Source organism: Halomonas sp. G15 (assembly GCF_021282295.1).
GTDB lineage: Bacteria > Pseudomonadota > Gammaproteobacteria > Pseudomonadales > Halomonadaceae > Halomonas > Halomonas alimentaria.
In genome coordinates this window covers 23,963-39,742 of record NZ_JAJSPA010000032.1, presented here as the reverse complement: position 1 = coordinate 39,742, position 15,780 = coordinate 23,963, and the positions used below count along the sequence as shown (strand labels likewise).

11 protein-coding genes and 1 rRNA gene are annotated in these 15,780 nt (G+C 67.5%); 4 read left to right on the top strand and 8 right to left on the bottom strand.

Features of this window, described 5'->3' with window-relative positions; genetic code table 11:
• The 5 genes from LWH48_RS13840 to LWH48_RS13820 form a co-directional block, all read right to left on the bottom strand.
• A 16S ribosomal RNA gene (locus LWH48_RS13840) occupies positions 1 to 65 on the bottom strand; the annotation flags it as partial.
• A gap of 666 nt (positions 66 to 731) precedes the next feature.
• Positions 732 to 3,578 carry an FAD-binding and (Fe-S)-binding domain-containing protein gene (locus LWH48_RS13835; protein ID WP_232913033.1) on the bottom strand — a complete coding sequence of 949 codons (2,847 nt, stop codon included), beginning with the start codon at positions 3,576 to 3,578 and terminating at the stop codon, positions 732 to 734.
• Positions 3,575 to 4,255 carry a LutC/YkgG family protein gene (locus LWH48_RS13830; RefSeq protein WP_232913032.1) on the bottom strand — a complete coding sequence of 227 codons (681 nt, stop codon included), beginning with the start codon at positions 4,253 to 4,255 and terminating at the stop codon, positions 3,575 to 3,577. The genes LWH48_RS13835 and LWH48_RS13830 overlap by 4 nt, the downstream gene beginning before the upstream one ends.
• Entirely contained in the window at positions 4,255 to 5,727 is a 1,473-nt protein-coding gene (locus tag LWH48_RS13825) for a LutB/LldF family L-lactate oxidation iron-sulfur protein (RefSeq protein ID WP_232913031.1), read from the bottom strand. Before LWH48_RS13825 ends, LWH48_RS13830 begins: the two co-directional genes overlap by 1 nt.
• Positions 5,724 to 6,479 (bottom strand): (Fe-S)-binding protein, encoded by a 756-nt coding sequence (locus tag LWH48_RS13820; RefSeq protein WP_232913030.1) that lies wholly within the window; start codon positions 6,477 to 6,479, stop codon positions 5,724 to 5,726. Before LWH48_RS13820 ends, LWH48_RS13825 begins: the two co-directional genes overlap by 4 nt.
• Before the next feature lie 310 nt (positions 6,480 to 6,789).
• On the opposite strand from LWH48_RS13820, the gene LWH48_RS13815 reads away from it, so the two are divergent.
• The 3 genes from LWH48_RS13815 to LWH48_RS13805 are packed head-to-tail and all read left to right on the top strand — an operon-like array spanning position 6,790 to position 10,869.
• Positions 6,790 to 7,575 (top strand): GntR family transcriptional regulator, encoded by a 786-nt coding sequence (locus LWH48_RS13815; RefSeq protein ID WP_232913029.1) that lies wholly within the window; start codon positions 6,790 to 6,792, stop codon positions 7,573 to 7,575.
• A 5-nt stretch (positions 7,576 to 7,580) separates the two neighbouring features.
• Entirely contained in the window at positions 7,581 to 9,494 is a 1,914-nt protein-coding gene (locus tag LWH48_RS13810; protein WP_232913034.1) for a sensor histidine kinase, read from the top strand.
• Positions 9,487 to 10,869, top strand: a complete 1,383-nt coding sequence (locus tag LWH48_RS13805) for a sigma-54-dependent transcriptional regulator (RefSeq protein WP_232913028.1) — start codon at positions 9,487 to 9,489, stop codon at positions 10,867 to 10,869. Before LWH48_RS13810 ends, LWH48_RS13805 begins: the two co-directional genes overlap by 8 nt.
• Here LWH48_RS13805 and LWH48_RS13800 read toward each other — a convergent pair.
• The 3 genes from LWH48_RS13800 to LWH48_RS13790 all read right to left on the bottom strand — a co-directional run bounded on the left by LWH48_RS13800 (position 10,845) and on the right by LWH48_RS13790 (position 13,543).
• Positions 10,845 to 11,516, bottom strand: a complete 672-nt coding sequence (locus LWH48_RS13800) for a metal-dependent hydrolase (RefSeq protein ID WP_232913027.1) — start codon at positions 11,514 to 11,516, stop codon at positions 10,845 to 10,847. The two genes, LWH48_RS13805 and LWH48_RS13800, sit on opposite strands and share 25 nt — an antisense overlap.
• 110 nt (positions 11,517 to 11,626) lie before the next feature.
• Positions 11,627 to 12,178, bottom strand: a complete 552-nt coding sequence (locus tag LWH48_RS13795) for a gamma carbonic anhydrase family protein (protein WP_232913026.1) — start codon at positions 12,176 to 12,178, stop codon at positions 11,627 to 11,629.
• A 27-nt stretch (positions 12,179 to 12,205) separates the two neighbouring features.
• Entirely contained in the window at positions 12,206 to 13,543 is a 1,338-nt protein-coding gene (locus LWH48_RS13790; protein ID WP_232913025.1) for a sodium-dependent transporter, read from the bottom strand.
• A gap of 155 nt (positions 13,544 to 13,698) precedes the next feature.
• Here LWH48_RS13790 and prlC point away from each other — a divergent pair, with 155 nt between their 5' ends.
• Entirely contained in the window at positions 13,699 to 15,747 is a 2,049-nt protein-coding gene (gene prlC / locus LWH48_RS13785; protein ID WP_232913024.1) for an oligopeptidase A, read from the top strand.
• Positions 15,748 to 15,780 lie beyond the last annotated feature (33 nt).

The window sequence follows — 15,780 nt, the reverse complement described above, 5'->3', positions numbered from 1 at the left end:
TCGACTTGCATGTGTTAGGCCTGCCGCCAGCGTTCAATCTGAGCCATGATCAAACTCTTCAGTTTAAGATCATAAGTGCTTGAAGTAGCACCAAACTTGGCTCAAGGTTCAAACGTTCTCAAATAGACCCGAAGATCTATGACGAGTCGCTTGCCTTGATGGTTCAATGACATGATCACCGAGCCATCAGCAAGCGCCCACATGAATTACCTGATCGATTGTTAAAGAGCGGCTTCGAACTCTGTCGGGTGAAGCGTCTCGCTTGCTGCCGGCCGGAGCGAACTCCGTGTCGCCAGCGCCCTGCGAGGAAGGCGTATTCTACCGATTCGCCTCAGCGTGTCAAGCGGTGGTTGGCGATGCGCTGCATCCCGTCCGTGTTTCCGCTGACCGCCCATTTCTTCCTGCCGAGATGGCTGCGAATAGAGCCCTCAGCGAGCCCTGTAGAACGAGTGGCGCACATTCTACCGAACGTGCCGTGATTGTCAATCGGAATGTTTCGAAGTAATCCGAAAAATCCCATGCAGAACAATCACTTCTTCCACTTCCACCGCCTGAAACGTGTGCCCGTTGCCGGCAGCGGATGCGTACTTTACGGATCCGCGAGCCGGGGCGCAAGCCCTTCCGGTAAAAAAGTTCCAGGCACCTCTCCGAAAGGCGAAGACGGCATGACCACTGTCATCCACACCCCTCCACCCGCAGGGGTTGTGGATAGTCCATCTCGCCGTGCCTGCCTACCGGCTGGCACGGTCGAGCAGCGCGAGTATCGAACGATACGGGATGCCCCCATGCTGGGACAGTCCGATCTCGCAGGTCCGTGAGTTGGAGTAGCCCGCACTGCAGTCGACCACCTGTTCCGCCAGTCCGGCGAGTGCCGAGGCATTGAGTTCCGGCACGCTGAATCCCTTGTCGCCGGCGAAACCGCAGCAGGTAACCTCCGCGGGCACCACTACCTCGCTGGCACAGGCCCGCGCCAGGGCTATCATCTTCTCGCCCAACCCCATCCGCGTGCTGGAGCAGGTCACGTGGACTGCCACCCGCTCCTGGAGTGGCCGAATGGTCAGACGCGACAGCAGGTGGTCATGGGCGAAGGTGACGGGCTCATGCAGTGCCAGGCAGGCGTCGAGACTCTCCTGCATCTGCAAGGTGCAGGGGCTGGTATCGCAGAGGATCGGATAGCGGCCGTTCTCGCTGGCGGCAAGCAGTTCGCGATTGAGCTCGCGCCCCTTGTGCTCCGCCTCGTCGAACTGCCCCTTGGAACGGAAGGCCATGCCGCAGCAGAGACTATCGACCCGTTCGGGAATCACCACCGCGAACCCGGCTCTGTCGAGCAACGCCAGGGTGATCTCCATCACCGAGCGCGACTCTCCGGCGTCGCGACGGTCGGCGCCGAACATGCGAGTCGCACAGCTGGGCAGGTAGACCACCCGGGGGCGATCATTGCCCGCATCCGGCAACTCACCCAGCACGCGCACCGGCGCGGCCCCGGGCAGTGCCGGCGTCCACAGCGGTACACGCTCGCCGCTCAGGCGACGCGCGCCGCGGGCCGCACGCGACATCAGCGAATCGCCCATCAGCTTGTTTACTGCCCCTGCGGCCCGCAGCGAGCCTCGCGCCAGCCGGGTGACGCCGTCGAAGTGGCGGCCGATGCGGCGCGCCAATCCGGCACGCTGGCTCGGGCGCCGTCGACGCATGTCACGCACCAGATCTCCGGTATTGATCCCTACCGGACACTGGGTCTCGCACAGGCCGTCCACCGCGCAGGTGGCATCCACATGATAGGCAAGGCCCCCACGCAGTGATGCCAGGCGCACCGCATCCGCCTCACCTGCCGAGTCACCCAGCGCCTCGAGGCGTGCCACCTCGCGGGTGATAACGATGCGCTGGCGCGGCGTCAGGGTCAGGTCCCTGGACGGACAGACATGCTCGCAGAAGCCACACTCGATGCACTTGTCGACGATCTCGTGGGCCGCCGGCAAGGGCTTGAGGTTCTCCAGATGCAGGGTGGGGTTGCGGCTCAGGATCACCTCAGGGTTGAGCTGGTTCTCGGGGTCGAAGAGCGCCTTGATCTCCCACATCAGCGCATAGGCCTCGGGGCCCCACTCCAGCTCCACGTAGGGCGCCATGTTGCGCCCGGTACCATGCTCGGCCTTGAGCGAACCGCCATACTCGACCCCGACCAGTTGCGCCACCTCATCCATCAGCGCCTGGTAGCGCTCGACCTCGCCGGGCTTCTCGAACCCCTGGGGAAAGACGAAGTGCAGATTGCCCTCCAGGGCGTGGCCGAAGAGGATCGCCTCCGCATAGCCGTGGCGGTGGAAGGTCTCGGTCAGCGCCAGCACGCCTTCGTCGAGCCGCTCGATGGGAAAGGCCACGTCCTCGATGATCACCGTGGTGCCGGTGTCGCGCATCGCCCCCACCGCGGGGAACAGGCCCTTGCGGATCTTCCAGTAGAGGGCATAGGTGTCGGCATCGCGGGTGAAGGTGACCGGTTCCAGGGTACGGATACCCTCCAGCGTCCCCTGCACCTCGTCCATACGCGCGGCCAGGTCGGCATCGTCGTGGCCGCGCACGTCGATCAGCAGCGCCGCGGCCCCATCGGGGAGCGTGCGCAGCACCTCGGGCATGCCCGCCTCGCGCTCCACCGAGCGCAGCGCGGCACGATCCATCAGCTCCACCGCGGAGACCGGCGAACGCTTCAGGGCGATGGTGGCCCGGCAGGTGGTGGCCATGTCCGGAAAGAAGGCCAGCGCCGCCGCCTTGTGGGGTTCATCCACCACGGTCTGGTAGGTGATGGTGCTGATGAATCCGAGGGTGCCCTCGGAGCCGATCATCAGGTGCTTGAGGATCTCGATACCGTCGCTGAAGTCGACCAGGCTGTTGAGGGCATAGCCGGTGGTGTTCTTGAGCCGGTACTTGTGGCGGATCCTCTCGGCCAGTTCGGCATTGCCCTGGGTCTGGGCGGCAAGGCGCTCGAGCCCCGCCAGCAGCTCGGCGTGGGTGCCGCGGAAGGCCGCCACGCTCTCGGGATCGGCGGTATCCAGCAGGCTGCCATCGGCCAGAATGACCCGGATATCACGTACCGTGCGATAGCTGTTCTGGGCGGTGCCGCAGCACATGCCGGAGGCGTTGTTGGCGGCGATGCCACCGATCATGCAGCTGTTGATGGAGGCCGGGTCCGGGCCGATCTTGCGTCCGAAGGGGGCAAGCAACTGGTTGGCCCGAGCGCCGATCACCCCGGGCTGCAGGCGGATCGCCCGCCCCTCGTCGAGCAGCTCATGGCCGCGCCAGCCGTGCCCCAGCTGGATCAGCACCGAGTCGGTGACCGCCTGACCGGAAAGCGAGGTGCCGGCGGCGCGAAAGGTCACCGGCAGCCGTCGGGCCCGGCATTCGGCCAGGATCACGCGCAGCTCCGCCTCGCTCTCGGGGCGCACCACCAGCCTCGGCACCAGGCGATAGAAGCTGGCATCGGTGCCGTACGCCAGGGTGCGCAGCGGATCGTCGATCAGCCGCTCTGCAGGCAACGAGGCCGCCAGGGCGGCCTTCAGCTCCCGGTAGGCCTCGGCGCTCGGCCGGCTCATCGCGAGATCCCGGCGGAGTCACCGGCATGGCGCACGATGACCACCAGTTCACGCGGCCCGTGCACCCCGTAGGCCAGGGTCTGCTCGATATCGGCGGTCTTGCTGGGGCCCGAGATCAGCAGGGCGTTGGTGGGCATGCCATCGGCCCAGCCATGGCCCTCGACAACATCGAAGAAGGTGTCCGCAAGGGTATCGGCATCCAGCACGGCGATATGCAGCGGCGGTACCAGGCTGATCAGGCGTGGCTCGTCGGGGGTCGGCCACAGCCACAGGCTGCCGGTCTCGGCGATGGCCCCGCGGGTGGAGGTCAGGCCGGCATCGACGCTCTCGAACTGCTCGCGCTGCCACTGTTCGATATCGCGATCCACGTCGACCAGTTCCACGTCGGCATCGGCCAGGGCACTGCGGGCCTCGGCAGCCACCGGGTGCTGCTTGCCCAGCGCCAGCCGACGCACGCCCTTGTCGGCGAGCACCCCGGCCAGCGCCTCGGTCCAGCGAGCCTCGTCGACATGGACCACCTCGCCATGTACCGAGCCGATCCAGCGCTCGAAGCGCGCCAGGCGCTCCTCCTGGCTCCAGCCACGATTCGTCGCCACGGTGAAGTCGCTCTCCGGCGCACTCAGCGGTCCGTCGAGGCGCTCGCGCAGGCGCTTGAGAATGGCGTTGCGGGCACTCATCAGCGCTCCTCCTCGTGGCTTTTGCTGTTCGGCTCATGGCTCTTGTTCGCCTGATGCCGCTTGACCAGCGCATGCAGGGTGGTACCGGCCGGCTTGGGGGCGGTGCGGTAGTCGGTCCAGGCACCCAGCTTTGCGGGCGTCAATGCCCTGAGCTTGCCGGCCACTGCGGTGCCACTACGCCAGGCGCCAGGGTGGGTGGCCAGCCACTGGAAGCCCTTCCAGGCGGCGACCTCCTTGCGAGTGCGCTTGATTCCGGCGCCGGGCACGTTACCGCGCCCCTCGCCCACCGACTCCTTGCGCAGCCGCACCAGCAGGTCGGGGATCGGAATCTTCACCGGGCAGACTTCGCCACAGGCGCCGCACAGGCTGGAGGCGGTGGGCAGGTCCTTGGTCTCCTCGAGCCCCATCAGGTGGGGCGAGAGGATGCTGCCGATCGGGCCGGGGTAGGTGGTGCCGTAGGTGTGGCCGCCCACCCGGGTATAGACGGGGCAGTGGTTCATGCAGGCGCCGCAACGGATGCAGCGCAGAGTGTCGAGCAGCTCGTCGTCCTGATAGATGCGCGAACGGCCGCTGTCCACCAGCACCAGATGGACCTCCTTCGGCCCGTCGTGCTCGCCTTCCTTGCGCGGCGAGCTGATCATGTTGAAGTAGGTGGTGACATGCTGGCCGGTGGCCGAGCGGGTCAGCAGGGAGTAGAGGGGCGGCACGTCGCGCAGGTGCTCGACCACCTTCTCGATGCCGGTCACGGCGACGTGCACCGGCGGCACCGTGGTGGTCATGCGGCCGTTGCCTTCGTTCTCCACCAGGCAGAGGGTGCCGGTCTCGGCCACCGCGAAGTTGACCCCCGAGACCCCTACATCGGCGGCCATGAAGCGCTCGCGCAGCTGCTGCCGGGCCGCCGCGGTCATGTAGTCGACGTCGCGGGTGCGCTCGGTGCCGGTCTTGTCGTGCAGGATCTCGGAGATCTCATCGGTGTTGAGATGGATCGCCGGCATGATGATGTGCGAGGGAGTCTGCTGGTTGAGCTGCACCAGGTATTCGCCGAGATCGGACTCCAGCGCCTCGATGCCCGCCTCCTCCAGATGGGCGTTGAGGTGCATCTCCTCGGAGACCATCGACTTGCCCTTGATCACCGAGCGCGCCCCGTGGGACTCGCAGATCTCGCGGACGATACGGCACGCCTCTTCGCCATCCTCGGCCCAATGCACCCGGATGCCGTTGGCCTCGCAGTTGGCCTCCAGCTGCTCGAGCAGGTCGGGCAGCTTCGCCAGTGCCCGCAGGCGGATATTGGCGCCCAGTTCGCGCAGGGTCTCGAGATCCCAGTCATCGAAGCTGTCACGCCGCTTGGACATCAGGCCATCCATCGCCTTGCGGAAGTTGGCGCGGATCTGCGGATTGCCCAGGGCGTCATGGGCCTGACGATGGAATTCGCGGGGGGTGTAGGTCTGCACGCCGGGGGTCTGTCCGCTCATGAGGTCCTCCGCCACAGGTAACTGGCGATATGCTCGCCCTGGATCGGCTTGTTCAGCTTCTCGAAACGCCCGCCGATGTTCATCATGCAGCCGCAGTCGGAGGTCACGAAGCGCTTCGCCCCGCTGGCCTCGATGGCCTGGGTCTTGTCCTCCACCATGGCGGCGGAGACCTCGGGGTGACGCACCGCGAAGGTGCCACCGAAGCCGCAGCACTCGGCGGCCCGCGCCTGCTCGACCAGCTCGACCTGACCGAGCTTCGCCAGCAGCGCCGGCCCGGTCTCGGCCAGCCCCATCTCGCGGCGCGCACTGCAGGAGGTGTGCATCGCCACCTTCTCGGGCTCGCCGCGATCCTCCAGGTCAAGATGGCAGACATGGATCAGGAACTCGGTCAGCTCGAAGACGCGCCCGGCCACCTCCTCGGCCTTCGCCTCGAGGTCGCTGCCGGCGAAGAGCTGGGGGTAGTGGGTACGCATCATGCCGCCGCAGGAGCCCGAGGGCACCACGATCGGCCAGGGCTCGGGGAAGAGGTCGAGCTGGGCCGCCGCCACGGCACGCGCCTCGTCATGGTAGCCGGAAGTGTAGGCCGGCTGGCCACAGCAGGTCTGGTCCTCGGGGAACAGCACCTCGATGCCCTCGCGCTCGAGCAGCCGGATGGCATCCATCCCGGCCTCGGGGTAGAAGAGGTCGATCAGGCAGGTGCCGAACAGGTAGACCTTATCCGGCCTCGGAGGGTAGAGCTTGACGGCGGTCATCGGCGATTCCTTCAACAGCTGGCATGGTCGTCACTCTGGTAAAGTGGTAAAACCAATTTACCCGACGGATTCGGCGAACCTTACGGAGGCCGCCGCTACAGTGTCAAACGAGCGACGGGGTTTTTCTCGCCATATCGCGCTAGACTTTGGTCTACCCATGCTCGGCATTATTACAAGCTTTTGAAATTCGGTAAGATATTCTCTCCTTTCCGACAACCTCACCACGCCGGATATTGGTAATACCAATATCCTGCAGTAAAATGTGGCCAAGCCTCCCCATCGAACCCTCGACCACCACCGGAGCCTCGCCATGGCCTACCCGCCCCTGCGCCAGCCGCGCCTGGCCGATGTGATCACCGAAAGACTCGAGGCGATGATCCTCGAGGGCAGCCTCCAGCCCGGACAGAAACTACCACCCGAGCGTGAGCTGGCGGAACGCTTCAGCGTCTCGCGGCCCTCGCTGCGCGAAGCCATCCAGAAGCTCGCTGCCCGGGGCCTGTTGATCAGCCGTCAGGGGGGCGGCACCTTCATCAGCGAGGAGCTCAAAAGCGGCTACAGCGACCCGCTGCTCGAGATGCTCTCGCGTCACGGCGAGTTCCACCTGGACCTGCTGGAGTTCCGCGATGCCATGGAGGGCCTCTCCGCCTACTATGCCGCGCTGCGTTCGACGCCTACCGACAAGGCGCTGCTGATCAAGCGCTTCGAGGAGCTGGAGGCGTGCTTCCAGGGTCACGACCCGGCCGAGGAAGCCAAGGCCGATGCCGCCTTCCACCTGGCCATCGCCGAGTCGGCGCACAACGTGCTGCTGCTGCATAACATTCGCGGCATCTTCCATCTGCTGGAGAAGAGCATCGTCGACAACCTCGCTCACCTCTTCGAGAAGCCCGAGTCGCGCCCCCTGCTGATGAAGCAGCATCGTGCGCTGCTCGATGCCATCCTCGAGGGCCGCGCCGAGGACGCCCGCACCCGCGCCCACGAGCACCTGGTCTTCGTGGAAGAGGGGCTGCTCGAGGTCGAACGCGCCGAGACCCGCGCCCAGCGCGCCCTGCGTCGCGCCCAGGCCATGCCCGTGCCGCGCCGCGAAGGAGCTTCATGACGGCGATGGCCCATGCGTCCCGGCTACCCAGGCGCTGGCGGCGCTGGCTGTGGCTGCTTGCGCCGCTGGGTCTCGCCCTGGTGATATGGCAGGCCGCCGAGGTGGCACGCCAGCAGGCACTGCAGGAACTCCGGCAGGATGCCGATAACGAGCTGCGCCTCTCGGCCGCCGGACTGATCGGCCACCTCTCCCGCCACGACTACCTGCCCCGACTGCTGGCCTCCCGGGAGGCGGTGCGCCGCTTCCTCTCCTCCCCGGAGAGCCAGGATCCCATGCCGCTCAACCGCCTGCTCGACCGCTTCCGGGCGGCCACCGGGGTCTCCGACATCTACCTGCTCGACCGCCACGCCGACACCCTGGCGGCCAGCAACTGGCATCGCCCCGACACCTTCATCGGCCAGAACTACGCCTTCCGCAGCTATTACAGCGACGCCATCGCCGGCCGACCCGGGCGCTTCTACGGCCTCGGCGTGCAGTCACTGGAGCGCGGCTACTACTTCTCTGCCCCGGTCTGGCTGGACGATACCGCCCCCGATGCCTCGCCGGACGGGGTCATGGTGGTCAAGGTGCTGCTCGACGCGATGGAGGAGAGCTGGGCCGAGCAGGAGGCCGAGCTGCTGGTCACCGACGCCGACGACATCATCTTCATGGCCAGCCGGCCCGAGCTGCGCATGGCCTCGCTGGCGCCGCTCTCCGCGGAGGAGAGGGAGGCGCTGCTGGCCACCCGCCGCTATGCCGACGAACCCCTTCACCACTCCGGCCTCGAGGTGCTCGCGCCCTTGGGCGAACGCACCCGCCTGGTCGGCTTCAGCTCGGGACCGCTGGCCGACGAGCGCTTCCTGGGTCTGCAGCGGGCGCTGCCCCAGCTCGGCTGGGAGATGCTGATCCTCAAGCCGCTGGACTCGGTGGCCCAGGCACAGTGGGTCTCTGCCCTCCTCGCCGGCGGGCTCTACGGCATCGTACTGCTGGGCGGCGGCTTCGGCTGGCAGCGTTTGCGACTGCGCCGCGAGCGCGAACTGTTCGCCGAACGCGAGCGGCATACCCTGGCCCGGGCCCGTGACGAGCTGGAACGCAACGTGGCCAGCCGCACCCGCGACCTGGTCGAGACCAACCGCCGCCTCTCCGACGAGGTCGAGGAGCGCAAGCGCGCCGAGGCGGACCTGCGTCAGACCCGCGATGAACTGATCCAGGCCGCCAAGCTCGCCGTGCTCGGCCAGCTGGCCGCGGGCATCAACCACGAGCTCAACCAGCCCCTGGCCGCGATTCGCGCCTACGCCGAGAACGCCCGCGCCTTTATCGCTCGCGAGCGCCTGGAGAGCGCCGACCGCAACCTGGCCGAGATCGTCGAGCTGACCGGACGCATGGCCGAGATCAGCGCCCAGCTGCGCCAGTTCTCCCGCAAGGGCGACGAACGGCGCAGTGCGGTTTCGGTCAGTGACTGCTTCGAGTACGCCCTGCGCCTGTTCCAGACCCGGCTGCAGGACGCCGGCGTGCAAATCGAACGCAGCTTCCCCGAGGCTCCCGTCTGGGTCAGGGCTGACCCGGTGCGCCTGGAACAGGTGCTGGTCAACCTGATCGGCAACGCCCTGCACGCCATGGCCGGCCGTGACGCACCATGCCTGACGCTGAGCGTCGAGGCCGACCGGGAGAGTGTCGAGCTGGCGGTGGAGGACAACGGTCCGGGCATTGCCCCGGCCGACCTGCAGCGGATCTTCGAGCCCTTCTTCACCACCAAGTCCCCGGGCAGCGGCCTGGGGCTGGGGCTCTCCATCTCATCGCGTATCATCGACGACCTGGGCGGCCGCCTGGGTGCCGAGAACCTCCACCCAGGCGGCGCCCGCTTCACCATCCTGCTGCCTCAGGAGCACCTGACCCCCGCCCCGCCTTGCCCCGACCAGGAGAGCCTGCCCCATGCATGAAACGGTCGACACTCCGGTGATGGTCGTCGACGACGAGCTCCACCTGCGCATCAGTGCCGGCCAGACCCTGGAGCTGGCCGGCTATGCACCGGCACCCTTCGCCAGTGCAGAGGCGGCCTTGCACGCCCTCGAGAGTGACTTCCCCGGCGTCATCGTCAGCGATATCCGCATGCCCGGCATGGACGGCATGGCGTTGCTTAGGGAGGTGCGGCGCCGCGACCCCGACCTGCCGGTGATCCTGATTACCGGGCATGGCGATATCTCCACCGCCGTTGAGGCCATGCGCGAAGGTGCCTGGGACTTCCTGGAGAAGCCCTTCGCCGCCGAGCGGCTGGTGGAAGTGGTGCGGCGCGGGGTGGAAAAGCGTCGCCTGAGCCTCGAAAACCGTCGGCTGCGCGCCGAACTGGAGGCCCAGCAGGCCGCCCCCGGCCCCCGCCTGGTGGGCCGCACTCCGGCCATCCAGCGCCTGGCGGCCATGGTGCAGCGCATCAGCCAGGTGGAGGCCGACGTGCTGCTGTTCGGCGAGACCGGCGCCGGCAAGGACCTGGTGGCGCGTGCCATCCATGAGCGCAGCGCCCGTGCCGGCCACCCCTTCGTGGCGATCAACTGCGGCGCGGTGCCGGAGAGCACCATCGAGTCGGAGCTGTTCGGCCACGAGAAGGGTGCCTTCACCGGCGCCGTGGAGCGGCGCATCGGCAAGTTCGAGCACGCCAACGGCGGCACGGTGTTCCTCGACGAGATCGAGTCGATGCCACTCTCGCTGCAGGTCAAGCTGCTGCGGGTGCTGCAGGAGCGCAGTGTCGAACGCCTGGGCGCCAACGTGCCGGTGCCGCTGGATATCCGAGTGATCGCCGCCACCAAGGTGGATCTCAAGGCCGCCGCCGAGGCCGGGGCATTCCGCGAGGATCTCTACTACCGCCTCGACGTGGTCACCCTGCCGATCCCCTCCCTGCGCGAGCGACGCGAGGACATCCCGTTGCTGTTCCAGCACTTCGCGGTGGTGGCTGCCAACCGCAGCGGCCTGGAGGCACCGTCCCTGGACGCTTCCGGCATCTCCGCACTGCTCGCCCATGACTGGCCGGGCAACGTGCGTGAGCTGCGCAACCTGGCCGAACGCTATGTGCTGCTGGGGGCGGCCTTCGACTACCGGCTGGATGCCCTGCTGGCCGGGGCCGAGAGCGAGGCGGGCGAACTCCCGCTGCCCCAGCAGGTGGAGCTGTTCGAGAAGAGCCTGCTCGACCAGGCGCTGACCCGCCACCATGGCCGCGTCAGCGAGGTCAGCGAGCGGCTAGGCCTGCCGCGCAAGACCCTCTACGACAAGCTACGGAAGTATGGCCTGCGCGCCGAGGACTATCGCCACAGCGCCGCGCCCTGATCGAGAAGCATCAGCAGCGGTGTCCAGGCGGGCAGCAGCGGCACCAGGCCGGCGATCATCAGCAGCATCAGCACGGAGTTGCAGGGCTCCCGGTAGTCGAAGAGCTTGAAGGCGGTGCCGAAGGAGCGCTTGAGACGCGCCCCGGTGAGATCGACACTGAACATCTCGTCGAGCAGCAGGTGTATGCAGAAGCCCAGCAGCACCGCCACTCCGTGGGACCAGGCCAGGCCTGGCTCCAGGAGCAGCAGGCGATGCCCGACGGCGCTGGTGGCCAGCGCACAGAGCAACCCTGCCAGCAGGGAGTGCCAGATCCCGCGATGCACCGAGAGGCGCTTGAAGACCGGGCTCAGCAGGTAGCGCACACCGATGTAGATGCCGCCGCACGCCAGCAGCAGCCTCCCCGGCGTCAGCCAGGCCTGCATCAGCAGCGCGCCGGCCACCACCGCCAGCAGTGCCAGGGTGTTGAAGATGAGGCGCACGGCGTGGGAGTTGTCGGCGTCGATATCGGGAAGGATCCCGCCGAAGCTGGTCAGGGCCGCCACGGAGAGCGCCTCTGCCGGGCTCCAGAGCCCTGCCTGCCAGCCGCCCACGGCGAGCAGGGTGCCACCGCCCACGGCGGCAGTGAGATGGGTGCGAAAATCGGCCATGCGGTAACGGACTCCTGCGTCTCCGGCCATCCGATGCTGGATGAAAAACCAGCTGGACAAAAAGCCAGATTATCGCCCGTTACCACATGGAAAAACAGGGGCTTAGAGGGTTATTCCGCCGCCGCCGCGAGGTAGTCGTCCTTGAGCCTGACATAGTTGCCGGCGGTATAGGGGAAGAACTTACGCTCCTTGTCCTTGAGCGGGCGCAGCGCCCTGGCCGGGTTACCGGCGTAGACATGGCCACCCTCCAGGTGCTTGCCCGGCGGCACCACGGCGCCGGCGGCGATGATCACCTCGTCCTCCACCACGGCGCCATCCATGACAATAGCCCCCATGCCCACCAGGATGCGGCTGCCCAGGGTGGCACCATGCAGGATCGCCTTGTGGCCGATGGTGACATCGTCGCCGATGGTCAGCGGGAAGCCGCCGGGATTGAAGTCGCTGGCGTGGGTGATATGCAGCACGCAGCCATCCTGCACGCTGACCCGCGCGCCGATCCGGATGCGGTGCATGTCGCCACGGATTACCGCCATGGGCCAGACCGAACAGTCGTCGCCCAGCTCCACATCGCCGAGCACGAGGCTCGCCGGGTCGATATAGACCCGCTCACCAAGGCTCGGGCGCTTGCCTTTCCAGGGCCGAATGGCCATCGACTCGCTCATCGGGATCTCCTCATCTTCGATCGGCGTTCAGATCAGTCCGGCCACCAATACTACCAGCGTCAGCGGAATGGCGACCCAGCGGGTCACCATGCGCCACAGGGTAAAGCCGCTGTCACCCACGCCCAGGGCGCGGCGTGCCGTGGCCTCCGGCACCACCCAGGCGGCGAAGATGGCGATCAGCAGGCCACCCAGGGGCAGGAAGACCTCCGGCGGGATGGTGCTGACCAGCTCGAAGCCGTTCATGCCGAACAGCGGGCGCCACTCGGCCAGGCTCGAGAACGAGAACACCGTCAGCAGCCCGAGCAGCCACACCGCCAGGCCCACCAGGGCCGCGGCGATACCACGCTTGAGGCCCAGGCCCTGCAGCGTGGAGACCATGGGCTCGGCCAGGTTGATCGACGAGGTCCAGGTGGCCAGCAGCAGCAGCAGGAAGAAGAGACTCAGCCACAGCGCACCCCAGGGCAGTTCGGCGAAGGCGATGGGCAGGGTGACGAACATCAGGCCGGGCCCCTCGCCGGGGTCCATGCCCTGGGAGAACACCACCGAGAAGATCGCGATGCCGGCCAGCAATGCCACGGTCACATCGAGCACCGCCACCGCCCCGACGGCCCGCGGCAGGCTCTGGTGGTCCGGCATGTAGGCGCCGTAGGCCATCAGCGCGCAGGCGCCCACCGCCAGGGTGAAGAAGGCGTGACCCATGGCATGCATCACCACCAGCGGGGTCACCGCCGAGAGGTCGGGCTGGAACAGCCACGCCAGGGCGGTGCCGAAACCGCTGGTGGTAGCGGCATAGCCCGCCAGCATCAGCAGCAGCAGATAGAGCAGCGGCATCAGCAGGTTGTTGAGGCGCTCCAGCCCCTTGGCCACCCCGGCGGCCACCACCAGCATGGTCATGGCCAGGAACAGGGTGTGGTTGAGGGTCATGCGCCCCGGGTCGGCCAGGAAGGCATCGAAGCCGGCGCCAATCTCGGCGGGGGCGGCACCGCGGAAGTCGCCATTGATGGAGGCCACCAGGAACTCGATGGACCAGCCGGAGACCACCGAGTAGAAGGAGAGGATGCAGAACACCGTGAAGGCGCCGAACAGCCCCAGCAGACGCCAGTGACGACTGGCGCCGGCGGCCGCCAGGTGCCCCAGCGAACCCACCGGACTGCGTCGCCCGGCACGGCCCACCATGATCTCGGCCATCATCACCGGCAGCCCCAGCAGCAGCACGAAGGCCACATAGAGCACCAGGAAGGCCGCCCCGCCGTTCTCGCCGGTGATGTAGGGAAAACGCCAGATGTTGCCCAGCCCCACCGCCGCCCCGGTTACCGCCAGGATAAAGGCGCGCCGCGTGCTCCAGCGCTCCAGCGTCTCGCTCATCGTTGCTACTCCCGAAATACCGCGTGCGGGATCCCGCACGCATGAAAGCCCGCAAGCCTAGCAGCCCGCCCCCACACGGCAAACCCTGCCACCGATTGAAAGTCGCCCCGCGCGCCCTCATCTTGGGAGCATCCACTCCATGATTCGAGGTGCGCATGCCCCGCAACCCCCTGCTCGAGACCCATGAGCTTCCCCCCTTCGAGGCCATCCGCCCCGAGCACGTGGTGCCGGCCATCGACGAGCTGCTCGCCGAGAACCGCCATGCCATCGAGGCGCTGGTCGAGCGGGCCGAAAGTGAGCCGCCCCGCTGGGAGAGCCTGGCCGCACCGCTGGAGTCGCTCAACGACCGCCTGTCGCGCGCCTGGTCGCCGGTCTCCCACCTCAACGGCACCATGAACAATCCCGAGCTGCGCGAGGCCTACCAGGCCTGTCTGGGCAAGCTCTCCGAGTACAGCACCTGGCTGGGCCAGCACGAGGGGCTGTTCCGTGCCTGGCAGGCGCTGAAGGAGGGGGCTGCCTGGGAGACGCTGGACGACGCCCAGCGTCGTACCGTGGAGAACACCCTGCGCGACTTCCGCCTCGCCGGCGTCGACCTGCCCACCGAGAAGAAGCGCCGCTACGGCGAGATCAAGGCACGCCTCTCCGAGCTCTCCAACACCTTTTCCAACCAGCTGCTCGACGCCACCCAGGCCTGGCACCTGGACCTGGCCGACGAGTCACGCCTTGCCGGCCTGCCCGAGAGTGCCCTGGCCACCCTGCGTGCCAACGCCGAGGCCAAGGGGGTCGCGGGCTACCGCATCACCCTGGACTTCCCCAGCTTCTTCCCGGTGGTCACCTACGCCGACGACAGCGAGCTGCGCCGCGAGGTCTACACCGCCTTCGTCACCCGCGCCTCGGACCAGGGCCCCCACGCCGGCCAGTATGACAACGCCCCGCTGATGGAGGAGATCCTCGCCCTTCGCCACGAGCTGGCCGAGCTGCTGGGCTTCGCCACCTACGCCGACTATTCGCTGGAAACCAAGATGGCCGAGTCCCCGGCCGAGGCCCAGGCCTTCCTCGAGGACCTGGCCCGGCGCGCCGTGCCCCAGGCACGCGAGGAGTTCGCCGAACTCGAGGCCTTCGCCCGCCAGCGGCTGGGCATGGCCGAGCTCGCCCCCTGGGATATCGGCTACGCCAGCGAGAAGCTTCGCGAGGAGCGCCACGCCATCAACGAGGAGCAGCTGCGCCCCTACTTCCCCGCGCCGCAGGTGGTGGATGGTCTGTTCCGGGTGGTGGAGCGGCTGTTCGGCGTCACCTTCGCCGAGGACGAGAGTGCCCCGCGCTACCATCCGGACGTGCGCTTCTTCCGTATCATGGAGCAGGGCGAGCCCATCGCCGGATTCTACCTCGACCTCTACGCCCGCGAGGGCAAGCGCGGCGGCGCCTGGATGGACGAGTGCCGGGTGCGCCGCCACGAAGGCGACTCCCTGCAGTTGCCGGTGGCCTACCTGACCTGCAACTTCACCCGCCCGGTGGGGGAGCGGCCGGCGCTGCTCACCCACGACGAGGTGACCACCCTGTTCCACGAGTTCGGCCACGGCCTGCACCACATGCTGACCCGACAGACCATCGCCGATATCTCCGGGATCAACGGCGTGGCCTGGGATGCCGTGGAGCTGCCCAGCCAGTTCATGGAGAACTACTGCTGGGAGCGCGAGGGGCTCGACCTGATCGCCGGCCATGTCGACAGCGGCGAACCGCTGCCCGCCAAGCTGCTCGAGAAGCTCCAGGCGGCCCGCAACTTCCAGTCCGCCATGGGCATGGTGCGCCAGCTGGAGTTCTCGCTGTTCGACCTGCGCCTGCACCATGAGCTTGCGGCCCCCTCCGCCGCCGAGATCCAGGCACTGCTCGACGCGGTGCGCGATGCCATCTCGGTGGTGCCCAGGGCCGACTTCAACCGCTTCCAGAACGGCTTCGGCCATATCTTCGCCGGCGGCTACGCGGCCGGCTACTACAGCTACAAGTGGGCCGAGGTGCTCTCCGCCGATGCCTGGAGTGCCTTCGAGGAAGCGGGTATCTTCGATCCCGAGACCGGACACCGCTTCCGCACCGAGATCCTCGAGCGGGGTGGCTCCCGCGACGCCGCCGAGCTGTTCCAGGCCTTCCGCGGCCGTGCGCCCAGCGTCGAGCCACTGCTGCGCCACAGCGGTATCCGCGCCAGCTGATCCTTCGCCATACACGCCTCGGCCCACGGGCCG

Coding starts and splice junctions, on each gene's coding strand:
- LWH48_RS13830 (WP_232913032.1), bottom strand. CDS start 4,255: ATGAGTGCCCGCAACGCCATTCTCAAGCGCCTGCGCGAGCGCCTCGAC.
- LWH48_RS13800 (WP_232913027.1), bottom strand. CDS start 11,516: ATGGCCGATTTTCGCACCCATCTCACTGCCGCCGTGGGCGGTGGCACC.
- LWH48_RS13810 (WP_232913034.1), top strand. CDS start 7,581: ATGGCCCATGCGTCCCGGCTACCCAGGCGCTGGCGGCGCTGGCTGTGG.
- LWH48_RS13805 (WP_232913028.1), top strand. CDS start 9,487: ATGCATGAAACGGTCGACACTCCGGTGATGGTCGTCGACGACGAGCTC.
- LWH48_RS13790 (WP_232913025.1), bottom strand. CDS start 13,543: ATGAGCGAGACGCTGGAGCGCTGGAGCACGCGGCGCGCCTTTATCCTG.
- LWH48_RS13815 (WP_232913029.1), top strand. CDS start 6,790: ATGGCCTACCCGCCCCTGCGCCAGCCGCGCCTGGCCGATGTGATCACC.
- LWH48_RS13820 (WP_232913030.1), bottom strand. CDS start 6,479: ATGACCGCCGTCAAGCTCTACCCTCCGAGGCCGGATAAGGTCTACCTG.
- prlC (WP_232913024.1), top strand. CDS start 13,699: ATGCCCCGCAACCCCCTGCTCGAGACCCATGAGCTTCCCCCCTTCGAG.
- LWH48_RS13795 (WP_232913026.1), bottom strand. CDS start 12,178: ATGAGCGAGTCGATGGCCATTCGGCCCTGGAAAGGCAAGCGCCCGAGC.
- LWH48_RS13825 (WP_232913031.1), bottom strand. CDS start 5,727: ATGAGCGGACAGACCCCCGGCGTGCAGACCTACACCCCCCGCGAATTC.
- LWH48_RS13835 (WP_232913033.1), bottom strand. CDS start 3,578: ATGAGCCGGCCGAGCGCCGAGGCCTACCGGGAGCTGAAGGCCGCCCTG.